General features: G+C 40.8%; 10 protein-coding genes. 6 read left to right on the top strand and 4 right to left on the bottom strand.

Features of this window, described 5'->3' with window-relative positions:
- Positions 1 to 72 precede the first annotated feature (72 nt).
- The 6 genes from H148_RS0109855 (at position 73) to H148_RS0109830 (ending at position 10,216) form a co-directional block, all read left to right on the top strand.
- Complete coding sequence (locus H148_RS0109855) at positions 73 to 1,083, top strand: glycosyltransferase family 2 protein (protein ID WP_029034655.1); 1,011 nt, start codon at positions 73 to 75, stop codon at positions 1,081 to 1,083.
- Positions 1,073 to 2,032: a YbbR-like domain-containing protein gene (locus H148_RS0109850; protein WP_029034654.1), complete on the top strand. Its 960-nt coding sequence runs from the start codon at positions 1,073 to 1,075 to the stop codon at positions 2,030 to 2,032. The genes H148_RS0109855 and H148_RS0109850 overlap by 11 nt, the downstream gene beginning before the upstream one ends.
- Complete coding sequence (coaE, locus tag H148_RS0109845; RefSeq protein WP_029034653.1) at positions 2,029 to 2,613, top strand: dephospho-CoA kinase; 585 nt, start codon at positions 2,029 to 2,031, stop codon at positions 2,611 to 2,613. Before H148_RS0109850 ends, coaE begins: the two co-directional genes overlap by 4 nt.
- Before the next feature lie 73 nt (positions 2,614 to 2,686).
- The gene (locus H148_RS0109840) at positions 2,687 to 4,258 is read left to right on the top strand and encodes a sensor histidine kinase (protein ID WP_029034652.1); all 1,572 of its coding nucleotides are present in this window, start codon (positions 2,687 to 2,689) and stop codon (positions 4,256 to 4,258) included.
- A gap of 3 nt (positions 4,259 to 4,261) precedes the next feature.
- Positions 4,262 to 4,984 (top strand): response regulator transcription factor, encoded by a 723-nt coding sequence (locus tag H148_RS0109835; protein ID WP_029034651.1) that lies wholly within the window; start codon positions 4,262 to 4,264, stop codon positions 4,982 to 4,984.
- 135 nt (positions 4,985 to 5,119) lie between these two features.
- Complete coding sequence (locus H148_RS0109830) at positions 5,120 to 10,216, top strand: HYR domain-containing protein (RefSeq protein WP_029034650.1); 5,097 nt, start codon at positions 5,120 to 5,122, stop codon at positions 10,214 to 10,216.
- On the opposite strand, the gene miaA is transcribed toward H148_RS0109830, so the two are convergent.
- The 4 genes from miaA to H148_RS0109810 all read right to left on the bottom strand — a co-directional run bounded on the left by miaA (position 10,209) and on the right by H148_RS0109810 (position 15,375).
- Complete coding sequence (miaA, locus tag H148_RS0109825; RefSeq protein ID WP_029034649.1) at positions 10,209 to 11,117, bottom strand: tRNA (adenosine(37)-N6)-dimethylallyltransferase MiaA; 909 nt, start codon at positions 11,115 to 11,117, stop codon at positions 10,209 to 10,211. The genes H148_RS0109830 and miaA overlap by 8 nt on opposite strands.
- Positions 11,110 to 11,934 (bottom strand): ion transporter, encoded by an 825-nt coding sequence (locus H148_RS0109820; protein ID WP_029034648.1) that lies wholly within the window; start codon positions 11,932 to 11,934, stop codon positions 11,110 to 11,112. The genes miaA and H148_RS0109820 overlap by 8 nt, the downstream gene beginning before the upstream one ends.
- A 109-nt stretch (positions 11,935 to 12,043) precedes the next feature.
- Entirely contained in the window at positions 12,044 to 14,008 is a 1,965-nt protein-coding gene (locus H148_RS0109815; protein ID WP_029034647.1) for a hypothetical protein, read from the bottom strand.
- A 5-nt stretch (positions 14,009 to 14,013) separates the two neighbouring features.
- Positions 14,014 to 15,375, bottom strand: a complete 1,362-nt coding sequence (locus H148_RS0109810; protein ID WP_029034646.1) for an exonuclease domain-containing protein — start codon at positions 15,373 to 15,375, stop codon at positions 14,014 to 14,016.
- Positions 15,376 to 15,378 lie beyond the last annotated feature (3 nt).

Genomic DNA, 15,378 nt, shown 5'->3' with positions numbered 1-15,378 from the left:
GGAAGAGGTCTCAAAAATGTCATTTTTGAGGCCTCTTCTTTTTTGCAGCTTTTTCTTTAATACATTTGTGCCATGGAAGTTTCCTACTCGTTTGTAATTCCGGTTTTTAATCGTCCCAATGAAATACGGGAGCTGCTGCAAAGTATGCAGGAGCTGGATTTTGATGGGCCGTTTGAGGTGGTGATCGTGGAGGATGGTTCTATAATTTCTTCGGAAGAAGTGGTGCAGGATTTCTCCAGAAGTCTGAACATCAGCTACTTCAAAAAGTCTAATTCGGGACCGGGCGATTCGCGCAACTTCGGAATGAGAAAAGCCGCCGGAAATTACTTTTTGGTCCTGGATTCTGATGTGCTTTTGCCGCCGCAGTACCTCGCTGAAGTAGATAAAGAACTCCGGAAGCGGTTCGTAAATTGTTTTGGCGGCCCCGATGCGGCTCACGAAAGTTTTTCTGACCTTCAGAAAGCCATTAATTACGCCATGACTTCCTTTTTGACCACAGGCGGAATAAGAGGAGGGAAGAAGCGGGTGAGTGATTTCCAACCGCGCAGTTTCAATATGGGCTTGTCTAAAGAAGCTTTTTTGGAAAGTGGTGGCTTCGGAAGAATTCATCCCGGTGAAGATCCCGATCTTGCACTCAGGCTCCAAAAAAAGGGTTTTTCAACACGGTTATTTCCGGAAGCTTTTGTGTATCACAAGCGACGTATAGACTGGAAGAAGTTTCATCAACAAGTGAAGAAGTTCGGGATGGTGAGACCAATTCTCAACAAATGGCACCCTGAGTCGGCTAAAATTATATACTGGTTTCCGACTTTGTTCAGTTTAGGTTTAATAGCAGCCCTCATTTTTGCCATTTTTGGATGGTATTTGCCGCTCTGGCTCTTTGGCGGATATTTTTTATTGCTGTTTTTACACTCCTTATTTCTCAACCGAAGTATAAAGATCGCCGCACTTTCTATAGTAGCTGCTCTTGTTCAATTTTTGGGTTACGGGTTTGGTTACTGCAAGGCAACCTGCTATCTTAGGATTCTAAATATGGATCCGGAAGAGAGGTTTCCAAAGCTATTCTTTAAACATGCTCAATAAATTTAAGACACTTACCAGGGCCCGGTTTAAAAAGACCGATTTCAACTCATTTTTATTTTTCCTCTTTTTTGCCATTGTGATCTGGATCTTTGTTCAGTTTTCGAAGCCCTACAATGAGATACTGGAGATCCCCGTCGAATATGTCAATATGCCGCCAGATAAATTACTGGTGGGGGATATACCCGAAAATCTTGAATTCAGGATGCAGGAAAATGGTTTTACCGTTGCCTGGTTTTCACTTTTCCCACCCACCGTTTCCATAGATCTTTCTAAAGCTACAGTTGAGAATGGTGCTTTAGTTTATGTTATTAATGAAAATCGTACAGAACTGCAATCTCAACTGGAGTTTGACCTGGATGATATCAACTTTTTGAGAGACGAACTGGTGGTAAATTTTGAACAAAGACAGGAGAAAAAACTGCCGGTGGATCTACGTATCAAGGTAGAATATGCGGTGGGCTTCTCGGCTGTGGATGAATTGCGAATTGAACCGGACTCCATAAAAGTTAGCGGGCCAGATAATATCCTGGATACTTTGTCCCGACTTTACACTCAGCGGCTTACCCTTTCAAAAGTAAAAGATGATCAAAAAGGAGTAGTGTATCTGGACACCACCGGTCTTCCCAACGTCACTTTCTATCGCAATAGAGTACAATATGCTGTGGATGTGGAAAAATTTACTGAAGGGAAGGTACAGGTTCCTATCGAGATCATTAATGTGCCCCAGGGGCTTAATGTAGTGATCTTTCCAAAAGAAGTGGTTCTTTTTTACCTGGTCAACCTGAAGGATTTTAATAAAGTGACAGCTTCAGACTTCAGGGTGGTGGTTGATTTCAACGAAGTAAGAGGGCAGCAGGATTTCCTGATCCCGGAAGTTATTCAGAAGCCAGATTTCACGTCCAATATCAGACTCAACGAGAAGAGAATTCAGTTTATAATAAAGAAATGAAAGTACTGGGGCTTACAGGAGGAATTGGAAGCGGAAAGACTACAGTGGCCGGATTCTTTAATGAACTGGGGATCCCTGTGTACATTGCCGATGAGGAAGCCAAGAAGCTAATGCTGGATGATGAAAATGTAAAGGCTGCAATAATTCGGCTTTTTGGAGAGGAAGCCTACAAGGGAGGAGTACCCGACAGGAAATTTATTGCCTCAAAAGTCTTTGGAGACAGTGAAAAACTTGAACAGTTAAATCAAATAATTCACCCGGCTGTAGGCAGACATTTTGAAACCTGGAAAATGGCTCAAAGTGCACCATACGTTATTTATGAAGCGGCTATCCTCTTTGAGAAAGGAGGCTACCGAAAATGTGATTACAATTTGCTCGTTACGGCTCCCTACGATCGCAAAATAGAAAGATTGCAAGAACGGGATAATTCCACACTTGAAGAAATAGAAGCCAGAATGAGCCACCAGTGGAGTGATAAAAGAAAAGCTGAACTGGCCGAGTTCATTATTGAAAACCGGGAGCTCTCCCACACCCGTGAAGCAGTACGAAAACTGCACGAAACCCTCCTCCAGAGCGCGTAAATACTGACTTTCTTTTGTTAACATTTGGTTAAAGGCCTGTTTGGCTAAATGTTAAAATCATATTTTTGAAGATATGAACAAAAAGATATTTTTTCTTTTGGTGGTTCTCATGAGCCTCTCTCTTATAGGAATTATATTTGTTCAGGGGTTTTGGATAAAGAATACAGTTGAGAGTAAGGAAGAGCAATTCTCTTTTAATGCCAAACAGATACTGCGAAGGGTAGCCACAGAGGTTGAGAATAATGAACTGGAGAACTATTATTTCGCTATGCAGGAACTGGTAGACAGTCTGGGTGCACAGGCAGACAGTTCTATGATAAATGAAATTTTTGAAGAGGAGCGTGATGATGTTTCTGAGGATGCTTATCTCTCTTCACAGGGAGAGCTGGAAGAGGATTACCGACTTTCGGCAGCTTTTCTGGATGCATCTATAGATACTCTCCGGTTTAAAAAACTAATTAATCAGAGGGTGTCTAAGCTGGTGGAGAATGATAGTTTGAACGAGAACATGCTCACCACCTCAAGCAGGATCAACCGCATCTTCAGAATGAATGATGTGGAAAAAGAATTTATCCGTTCCACAGTGAACGAATATACGAGCCGGAAACCTTTGCATGAGCGGGTTTCAAAGTCAAATCTGGAAAGTTTGATCCAGAATGAACTTACGAACAGGGGGATGAATACCTCCTTTCAATATGCGATTTATGGAAATGGCCTGGCTACAAAAGTGCAGTCGGAAAATTTTAAACTGGATGCCAGGACCACTTACAGGGTGCCGCTTTTTGGTTCAGCAAACAGCAGTAACAACTATCAGTTGTTTGTGAACTTTACCGAAAAGAAACAGGTCGTTTTGTCCTCCATTACATTAATGGCGGCTTTATCGATCATATTTACACTCATCATTGTAATAGCCTATTCCAGTGCGCTGTCCCAATTGATAAGGCAAAGGCAGATATCTGAGATAAAAACAGATTTCATAAATAATATGACCCACGAGTTCAAGACTCCCATTGCGACAATAAATCTTGCGCTGGATGCGATCAAGAATCCCAAGGTCATGAACGATCCCGAAAAAATTGCCCATTATCACCGAATGATAAGGGATGAGAATAAACGAATGCATGCCCAGGTAGAGAACGTACTGCGAATTTCCAGGTTGGAAAAGAACGAACTTGACCTTAAAAAGGAAAGACTTGATTTGCATGAATTAATTGAGGAAGCTATAACCCATGTAGATTTAATTGTGGAAGACAAACAAGGATACATACAAACACATTTTGGAGCCTTGAGAGCATCTATCCTTGCAAATCAGACCCATTTCACCAATGTGATCGTAAACCTGCTGGATAATGCGGTTAAATATTCGCCAGATGCACCCAGGATTGATATCTACACAGAGAATGTCAAGAATTATATAGTAATGAAAGTACGTGACCAGGGAAGCGGAATGACTAAACCTGTTCAGAAAAAAATATTTGAAAAATTTTATCGCGAGCATACCGGTGATATCCACAACGTAAAAGGCCACGGCCTTGGACTTGCCTATGCAAAACGTATCCTTGATGACCACCACGGACAAATAAGCGTGGAAAGTGAGAAAGGAAAAGGAAGTACATTTATAATTAAACTACCACTAATATCTTAATTTATGGAAACTGAAAATAAGAAGATTTTACTAGTTGAAGATGATCCGAACTTTGGAACGGTATTAAAGGATTACCTGGCCATGAACGACTATGAAGTCACTCACGCCAAGAACGGTATGGAAGGATTTGAAAAATTCAAAAAAGATGATTTTGATCTTTGCATCCTGGATGTGATGATGCCGTACAAGGATGGTTTTACTCTTGCCAAGGAAATAAGGGAAAAGAATGAAGAAATTCCTATCATCTTTCTAACGGCAAAAGCTATGAAAGAAGATGTGTTGAAAGGATATAAAGTAGGGGCAGACGATTACCTCAACAAGCCTTTTGACAGCGAAGTACTGCTTATGAAGATCAAAGCGATCATGCAGCGCAAAGCTACAGACAGTGTGGCCGACAGTAAGCAATTTGAATTCCAGATAGGGGATTTCCACCTTAATTCAAAACTTCGCTTCCTTACTTTTAGAGATGAGGAGCCATCTAAGTTATCTCCAAAAGAAAATGAATTACTTCGTCTTCTTGCCCTTCATGAAAACGATCTTATGCCAAGAGAACTGGCCCTGACAAAGATCTGGAGAGATGACAATTATTTCACATCCCGAAGTATGGATGTTTATATCGCCAAACTGCGTAAATACCTTAAAAAGGATGAAAACGTAGAGATCCTTAACATTCACGGGGAAGGATTTAGACTGGTGATAAGAAATAAAGAAGAAGCAAAAAGTTAACGTACAAATTTTCAGTTTCTAATATCTGGCATTGTTGCAGGGGAACCTGCAACGATGTCTTGATATTTGTATGTTAACAATACTTTACCGGGGTCTACGTTTTACTTACTTATATTTGTTTGTAACCTGCGCTGAATGAGGAGACTCCAAACCATCCAAAAATGTAATTCTACTGCCGTACTCTTGCGGCATTTTTTTGGTTGTGATGGTAGGAAACTTTTTTTCCTGCTACTTTTTCTGTTTTCTTCTTCTCTATTTGCCCAGGACGGGGTGACTATTACTTCTCCTGAAACCAGTCCTACTCAGCAGAATCCTGTACCAGTAACTTTTAGATTTGATGAGCCAATTAGTGGGTTTGGGTTAGAGGATATTGTCATATCTGGAGGTGAATTAGGAAAACTTCAGGTCACTTGGCCTGATTTTTCATATGTAAATTACTTTCGGCTAAGGAATTTTTATCTTAATGTTGATATTGTTACTCCGGAAAAAACGAGTCTTGCACCTTCAAAGGATGCAGTAATTGCAATAGATATAGATAAGGCCGGTTTTACTTATGCACTAACATTAAGTAATGGTGTGTTCAAATATAATTCTGCAGGGGTTGCCGTTGCGGGAAATCCTATTATCAAGCCTGAAGCTTTAAGTGATGCTCGCGACTTAGCTATAGGTAAGGATCAAAAAATATATATTGCTGATACAGGAAAGAATCAAATTTTAATATTTAATGATTCCGGAGGGTCTGCTACTGGTAATATTGGATTTCAAAAATTATCATCGCCAACTGGTTTAGCCATTGGACCCGACAATAATATTTATGTAGCTGATACTAATAATGATCGAATAGTAATTTTTAATCCTGCTGGAGATCAAATTGGTGAAATCAATAATGGGGAAGGAGATGGCTCAAATCAATTAGACGATCCTATCAGAATAGCTGTTGATCTTAATAAGACAATTTATGTTTCGGATAGCGGTAATAATAGAATTCAAATCTTTAATTCTGCCGGAGAGCATAAAGGTACTATCAACGGGGGTAACTCGAAACTAAATAGTCCAGGGAGTCTAGTTGTGGATGAGTATGGATATTTATACGTTGCCGATTTTGCGGGGGTAGATTTAAATGTTTTTCTAGATTTTGAGAATATAACAGCGGGGGATATACTTAGTCTGGCCTTAAATTTAGGTGATCTAAGAATTCAAGTTTTTAATACGAATAATTTAAATGAAACGCCCAAAACAATTAAAGATAAAATTAATATTCCTATTGATTTAGCTTTAAAACCATGTGGTTATTTAGCCGTAAATAATGGCGATCTTAAAACAGAGGGAACCAAATTGAGCAATGATTTCCCGCCCAAACTTATTTTACCGACTCAATTCATTTTTGACCTGAAATGGTACAACCGCCTGCCTGCCACATTTACTGCCGATTTAACAATTGATGAAGAATGTAAAGCGGCGACTATAAATGTTCCCCCAGGTGTTGGTGTAGATGTGGACTGTAATAACACCCCTGCTCAAGCTTCAAATAATTTTTCCATGGTATGGGATAAGACTCCGCCGGTGATTGATTGTACTCCGGCTGAAGTTGTTCTATCCAGGAATGAACAAGGAAAATACATGCTACCAGATTATAGCAGCCGGGTAAGTGACAACTGTGATCCTAACGTTGGAATAACTCAAAATCCGTCTCCTGGAGAGATAACCGAAGGTGGAAGAGTAACCATTACTGCGGAAGATGCTGCGGGTAATGTCTTTTCCTGTTTTTTTACAGTCAAGCTTGAAGCAGCTCCTCAACCCACATTTTCATGTCCCGATAAAGGAAATATTCCTGAGCTGGAACTGGATGCCGATTGTAATTATCCACAAACAGATTTTGGTTATTTGTTATCCGACTTTCAAAATTTCACTGACGAGGAATATCTGGTTCAAACCGCCACCAGACAGGACAACAATCTTGAGGTCATTATAAAAGTTTATGACGGTGAGAATGGAACATTCGTGGATGAATGTAATTTTACTGTCTCCCTCATTGATAACATTCCCCCTACAATCACCTGTCCCTCCCCAGACATTGTCGAAACTGTTCCATTCGGGGAAACCGGAAAAAAAGTTGAATACACTGTTCCCTTTGGTGATAACTGTACCGGGGCCGCAATTGAGCAAACCAGCGGACTTGCCTCAGGAGAGGTGTTTCCTGTTGGAAAAACTATCACCAATACATTTGTTGTTACAGATGCTTCAGGAAATAAAACCCCCTGCAGCTTCACGGTGACCATAAATGAAGCCGAAGACGAAGAGGATCCTGTAATTACTTGTCCACCCAATATTGAGGTGCTGACCGATACGGGAGAATGCGGTGCGATCGTAGAATACGATTTTCCAGAAGCCAGTGATAATGCCGGTGACCTCACTATTACAATCATCAATGGCGGTCCGGTTTCAGGCTCTTTCTTTCCGGTGGGGGTGACTGAAATTGAATTTGAAGCAAGAGATGCTGCCGATAATGTAGATACCTGCATTTTAATTATAACCGTGGATGATGAAGAAGCCCCTGAAATTACGACCTGTTCTCCAGGTTCTGTAGATATTAGCGCTGAAAATGGTCAGTTTCTTGTGCCCAATCTTCTAGGGGATTTAGAAGCAATTGACAATTGTACCGGGAGCCAGGACATTACTTTTATTCAGATCCCCGCAGTCGGGGAAGAAATTTTTTCAGATACTACGCTCAGAATTTTTGCCTACGATGAATATGACAATGAATCCAATGTTTGTACTGTTCAGCTTGTGGTGGATAATCCTGACCGTTTTATTAACTGTAAAACCTCAAATATCCCTCTGGGTGAGGATGGAACAGCAACTTTAGATCCGGTGGCTGTTTATGATGGAAACCCTCAGGACTCTGAAATTCAGAGTATGGAGGTAGAGCCAAATTTCTTTACTTGCGAGGATCTTGGGGCCCAGCCGGTAGAGTTAACCGTATATTACATTGATGGTACCTCGGCGAAATGTACTACCCATGTCCAGGTGGTTGACGAAGCTCCACCCGTAATTACCTGTCCGGAAAATTCCGTAGAATTCATTGCCGCCGAAAATGGCAAATATACAGTCCCTAACCTTTTAGGAGAAGTTACAGCGCTTGATAATTGTACCGGGGCGGGAGAAATAAGGTATGCTCAGTTTCCTGAGGCAGGAGATGAAATTCTTGCAGATACTTCGGTTAGTATTTTTGCATATGATGAATATGACAACGAATCCACGGCCTGTGCAATTCAGCTTGTCTTAATGGAAGGGGAAGAACCCCTTGAAATCCTCTGTCCCGGAGATCAAACTGAATCATTAGGTGCTAATTGTTTTTTTGAATTACCCGATTATAGCAGTATGGCTAGTGTTAACTCGGCCACTGCACAAGTGACCCAGGAACCTGCGGCAGGCACGAGGGTGGCAGGTCCTACAGAGGTTGTCTTAACTGCTGTTGACGGCAGTAAGAGTGCAACTTGTTTTTTCACCGTTGAACCTGTTGATGACACTCTGCCGGTATTCAGCTGTCGGGAAGATTTTGAACTCTTCCTCAATGAAGATGGCTACGGGATCATTCCGGCAGAAATGTTACTGGAAACGGTAACAGATAATTGTGAAATAAAAAGCGTCACTCTAAGTAAGGATCGCTTCGAAACTTCAGATGCCGGAGAGAATGAGGTTCTGGTCACCGTAGTTGATGTTAATGGAAATATGGACACCTGTGAGGCTACTATAAATGTAGTACCCTATGATCCGGAAAGAGGTATTGAGTGTGTTGATTCTCTTACCCGGTCACTGGATGAAAACGGGTTAGTGGAACTGAGTCTTTATTATACGGGGGAACAGGAGAATATAGAATTGGAGTTAAGTAAAAAAGATTTTACCTGTGATGATATTGGCACTCATATAATAACGGCGACTTATTATGGGGAGCACACCGGGAGCTGTGAAATAGAGGTTAATATTATTGATGATTTACCCCCACAGGTTAATTGCACTACCGAAATTGACCTGATGCTGGACGAGAATGGGGAAGGGGAAATATCTGTGAATGATGTCAACCTCAATTCTACGGACAATTGTGAAATCGATACCATGGTTTTGAGCAGAAGCAATTTTACATCTGCCGATGTAGGTTTTCAAACTGTACGTTTCACTGTCACAGACTCCTCCGGAAATTCAGATTTTTGTGAAGTCGGGGTGAATGTCAAACCTTATATGGCTACAAGTGGGGAACTCAATTGTGTAGAAAAAGTTACTCTTGAACTAAATGCCAGTGGAGAAGCTGTTTTAACGGCACAGGATCTATTAGAAGGAAATCCCGACCAAGATGAATTTTTTGGTGAAGTAACTTATACGTGTGAGGATATTGGGATCCATTATATTACCTTATCAAAAGCAGGTGATCCTTCTCAAACCTGTGAAATTGAGCTTGAGGTGGTGGATAATATTGATCCCGTCGCTGTTTGTAAAGCTAATTTTGAATTGACATTAAACGCAGGGGGAACAGCAACTTTGTCTGCAGAAGAATTTGGTATTGCATCTACAGATAACTGCGAAATAGTTTCTATGAGTCTCGACCGGTCTACTTTTACGACAGCACATCTTGGGGAGCAACAGGTAGTGCTTACAGTTACAGATAGTTCGGGAAATATTGATACCTGCGAAGCTACAATTCAGGTTCTGCCCAATGAGGAAAATCCGACGACTGTTGAGTGTGTTGACCTTTTTACCCTTGCTTTAAATGCTAATGGAACAGCACAATTGCGGCCTCAGGACCTTTTCTCCGGTGGTACGGGTGGAACTTATACGGTAAGTCAATCAGATTTTACCTGTGAGGATTTGGGGGAGAACGAAGTGATTTTGTCTTTTTCAACGATTAATGGAACGGGCTCGTGTACTGTAAAAGTTGTAGTGGAGGATCCTCTAAACACTTGCGATTTACAACCGGGGCCTATTGAAAATGATTTTTTAATTATGTATCCCAATCCAAGTGACGGGCTGCTAAAATTTGAGCTATCTCCAGGTCTTCACATTGACAGGATCCAGGTTTTCGACATGAGAGGCCGTTTCCTGCTGGAGCACAGTTATGACAACAGCATACCAATCCTGGAATACACCCTGAACCTAAGTGAGTATAGGGCAGGAGTATATCCACTGCTTATATTTACTAATGGAAGGGAATATCTGGAAAGGGCAATTATCAGGTAACCTTTTCCTCTGTAAAACAGATAATTTCTGAAGGGGGAGTACCGGTTTCAAACCAGTGAATGTCCCTGTTCTTCCTGAACCAGGTGTACTGGCGTTTAGCAAACCTTCTGGTGTTCTTTTTTATGTCACTCACCGCTGTTTCGAGGTCCCATTCCTTATCCAGGTACTTAAAGAGTTCTTTATATCCTACTGTGTTCAATGCGTTAAGTTCTCGCCTGGGAAAAAGTTCTTCAGCTTCTTTCAAAAGGCCTTCCTCCATCATATTATCGACCCGGCGGTTAATGCGATCGTAAACAAGTTCTCTTTCTGAAGAAAGTCCAATATATAAGGTCTCAAAAAAGCGATTTTTGACATTCTTTTTTCTAAAAGCTGAATATGGTTTGCCTGTCCCCCTGGAAATTTCAAGTGCTCTTATAACTCTATGAGGATTCTGAAGATCAACTTCGGAATAATATTCAGGATCAAGTCTCTGTAATTCCTCCTGAAGCTTTTTCAATCCTTCTTCTTCCAGCTCCTGCTTTAATTCGTTTCTAATTTTAGGATCTACTTCCGGAAATTCGTCCAGGCCATTGACTACAGCATCTACATAAAGTCCGCTGCCGCCAACCATCACTAAGACGTCATGTTTTTGAAATAATTCCTGTAGTTTGTGCATGGCATCCCGCTCAAAATCTCCTACAGAATATTCTTCTTCAATAGAAATATGTTGAATAAAGTGATGTTTTGCGGCTTTTAATTCTGCTTCAGAAGGTACCGCAGTCCCTACTTTCATTTCTTTATAGAACTGCCGGGAATCGGCTGAAAGGATTTCGGTTTTAAAATGTCTTGCTATTTCAATTCCGAGGGAAGTTTTACCGATAGCAGTGGGACCTACAACTACGATGAGGTGCTTTTTATTCATTCAGGAGATTTCCGCAGTTATGACAGTATTCTGCTTTGTCCAGGTGCTTTGATTCATTACAGTGAGGGCAAACCTGAGTATTGACAGGTATATCCTGATTCCTTCGGGTAAACTCGGATGTTACAATTCCTGTGGGTACTGCAATGATCCCATAACCGGTTATCATAATTAAAGAGGCTATGAATTGTCCCAAAGGTGTGACAGGGTGAATATCGCCAAAACCTACCGTTGTTAGAGTTACTATACACCAATAGATACCCGTTGGTATGCTGGTATATCCATTTTCGGGCCCTTCCACCAGGTACATTACAGTTCCCATAATCACACAGAGAATAAGCACTGCATACAGAAAGACCAGAATCTTGGCACGGCTATTTCGCAAAGCGAGCAGGAGCTTGTTTGACTCCCCAATATATCGTGTAATTTTTAAGATCCTGAAGATCCTGAGCAGTCTTAGGGCCCTTACTGCGAATAAAAGATTGTGCCCTCCGCCTAAAATGGCAATGTAGGTTGGTAGTGTGGAAAGCAGATCGACTACACCATAGAAGCTAAAGATATACTTCGAAGGTTGGTTAATTACCACAATCCTCAAAATGTATTCTATGGTAAAGATTATGGTAATGATCCACTCTGCCGTATAGAATTCCCAATAGTATTTATCACTCATACCCGGAATGCTCTCAAGCATTACCAGAACGATACTAAGTAAAATAACAATAAGCAATCCTACATCAAAAGCCTTCCCCGTAGGTGTGTCAGCTTCATAGATGATCTCATGAAGTTTACTTTTCCAATTTGAAGAGGTTGAATCGCTCACTGATGATGGTTATGCAGTAAAAATAGAATTTTTCGGCACATGGCCTTTTACTTAACAGGAATTTGTTTTTGTTTAAGCCGTTAAAGTAAAGCCTCTAGAGAGGGAAACCTTATGCTTTTTCCTTTACTAATACTATTGATTGTTCCTGTATATCGATCATTTCTGAAAAGAACTTCTGCAGGTAAGGATAAAAGCCCTGGCTGTATACAGATTGAGGGAATGCAACCCTGCAATGAACCATTAGGGAATTATCGTTTATCTTCTGGGTTACAAAACGAAGGGATCCGCCATTCTCGGGAAGGCTCAACATTTTGTTTTCAGGAAGTTCTACGAATTCATGAGTCTCCGGTATTTCCAGAATTATATTGTAGGTATAGACATCTTTGTAACCAAAATCTATGGGATAAGTTCTCTCCTTTAACTTGAATGGATTTTCACTGAAGAATTTAAAGCTGAAAGGATTAATGTAGATCAAATCATTGATCTTTTGACTGGAATTATGAAGCGCAAAGGTGATATCCACTTTATCCTGATCTTTATTGGGAACTGTCGCAAGGCTCCTGGTGTGGGAATTAGGGTTCGACAGAGCGCTAAAAATCTCATCTGGTTGGATTTCATCCAGTTTATTTTTTACTCCCAAGGCGTGGTAGCCCGAAAAAGAATGAACAGAAACTCCTGTTGTAGTTCCATCACTATTCAATTTTATTGAATCCTGAAGGATGATATTGGAGTAACCCTCGGGTTCTATATCTACCCAGCTGCTGCCATTTTTAAAGTCCAGCAACCGGCCGTATTTATTCAGGGTACGGAAAGGAGTGACACCAAAATCGGTATTTTTCTCGGTTGCATCCAGCAGGTATTTTTTTCCATCTACCTCCAGCTGCACCATGAGGTAATTAAATTCTGAAAGTACCGGATATAACTGTGTTGGCAAACCATTGTCCCTGGTGGAACTTAACAAGGGAAGAACCTTAAATCCTTCTTCTACATACAGGTTGTGGAGCAGGATGTTAATGGCCGAAACATTTCCGGTTTTCTCCTCCAGTAGATCCTTAATGCTAACATTGCGGTAAATTTTATATTCGCCATTCCACCTGTAGTTATTTTTTACAAATTCAAAGATCTCCCGGGCTTTCTCAACGTTGTTTGTTTTGCTGCTTATACTTTCAGGAAGAACACCCCGTACCCATTTGGTCTTTCTAAGCTGTTTCCCAAGATCATTATCTCTTCTAAGCTCTCTGTCCACATCCTCCCAGGTCTCTGTATATTTTTTGATTCGACCATCGGTCATGATGATCTCCTGAAGCTCGTATTCAATTCGGGTGATAAAATTATATTTTGAGGTCAGATATTTCTCTTCTTTAAAAGCAGGGATATCCTTCATGACATATTCTGAGCGGGTACAATCTGCAGGTTTTTCGATACCCTCAACAAAGAAGCAGTCTTTTTTCAAATCATTATTTTCTACATCAAGCGGCTGACTTCCTATCTTTTTTATGTTATATCTGTAATTTCCGGGGATATCGGTCAGGTAGCGGCTATAGACTTTTGGAATATCCTCCTGAAACCACCATGTTTCAAAATTGAAAATATAGGGGGATTCTTTTTGAAAAGTATAGGTTAATACCGCTCCCGGTTGAACAGAGGGGAAGGTAAACTTGACAATGTCATATTCGGGATGTTCCTCTGTATAGACAAGATCGGGACTAAGATATCTCACATGTTGCCTGCCGTTTTCAAGATAATAAGTGGCAGCTTTTAGGTCACGGAGCTTTTCCTCGCCAGATTTTCCTTTAAAGAGTCTGATTTCAATGTTTGCCTGATCAAAACCTTCTTTGTTTAAGATCTTGATCTTAGCCTTATAATCTGTGAGGAGGTTGTAATCTCCACCCTGTTGAAAGCGGCTATACCCGTCTTCATAAATATAAAAGGCATTTGCGGTAGAGTCTTTACTGTAAACACTGGCTTCGAGCTCGGAGTTGGATACTGTAAGACCGGTAAGGTTAAATGATTCTTCCTGGGCACAAAGTGTAGTCGCAAGAAAGAGGATTGGGAGGAGTAAAAATTTATTCATGAGTATTATAGGTGGATAATCTTAAGGCGGTTATTCTTTCTGAGATAATTCTGAATTATTTGCTGTGCATCTCTGTCACTCTTCATCGGAGTAATTATTGATTTGATGATCTCCATGTTATTCAGCTGATAATTCAGGTTAAAATAACCCATACCTTTAAACTGTCCTTCTTCCACCAGTAACGCACTCTTTTCATCCAAATCTCTGCCGCGGTCAATGACCAGCATATTTTGTTTTTCGTAGCTGTATTTTTCGAGCACCTGGCTTACGCGCTCATTGTAATCTCTCACATGTTCTTCGCCTGTGCAGGCTCCCCGGCATTCCTTGATACTATAATTGAAACAGCTCCCGGTGCCTTTATGCAAACCGGTATATTTTTGACACAACTCGTACTCCCGAAGAATATTTTCCAGGGCAGCCTTTGCCTGCTGCAGATTGGCAAAAGCTGTGATATATTTTTTCCTGCCGTCAACTTTACCAATATTTAAATGGATATATCCATCCTTATCTCTGGCCTGGTAAAGGGCATGAGAAAATATAGATCTTTTTAGAGATTTATTGTATTTGGGTTTGTTGCGTTTAATTTCTTCATTCTCCTTGAGAAGAGCATTTAATTCATTTCCTGTAGCTTCATAAGTAATGGAGCCTACTTCCTTTTGAATTTCAAGAGATTTTCTGTTTTCGCTGGTAAAATGTTGATTTACCCGCTTTTTAATATTCCTGCTTTTCCCGATATAAATAATGTCTCCGTCTGCATTGTGAAGGTAGTAAACCCCTGTTATAGAGGGAAGGTCTTCCAGGAGGTGCATCAGTTTGGTGTCCATCTGCAATTTGGGTGCATTACGAACTGAACTCTTAAGAATTTCCTTTTCTGAATCTTTTGCAAGGAGCATTTTAAAAAGCTTAACCGTAGCCTGGGCATCTCCATTGGCCCGGTGTCGGTCGCTTAGAGGAATTCCAAGGGATCTAACCAGTTTTCCGAGGCTATAGGAAGGCATATCGGGAATAAGTTTTTTGGAGAGCTCCACGGTACAAAGGCTTTGCCTTTCATAATCAAAACCAAGGCGGCTGAATTCTGTCCGCAGGATACGGTAGTCAAATTTTGCGTTATGAGCCACGAGAATAGCGCCATCTGTTACCTCTACAATCCGTTTGGCCACTTCGTAGAATTTTGGCGCATGCCGAAGCATCTCATTGTTAATGCCAGTGAGATTAATTACAAAAGGTTGTATCGGGATTTCGGGGTTTATTAGACTAATAAACTGATCTACGACTTTATGTCCATCAAATTTATAAACAGCAATCTCTGTTATTCCCTCTTCATTATACTTCCCGCCGGTAGTTTCTATGTCTAAAATTGCGTACAAATG

It is taken from the genome of Salinimicrobium terrae DSM 17865, from assembly GCF_000424665.1.
Lineage (GTDB): Bacteria > Bacteroidota > Bacteroidia > Flavobacteriales > Flavobacteriaceae > Salinimicrobium > Salinimicrobium terrae.
The sequence above is the reverse complement of the archived record's forward strand: the minus strand, read 5'-3'. Positions and strand labels throughout refer to the sequence as shown.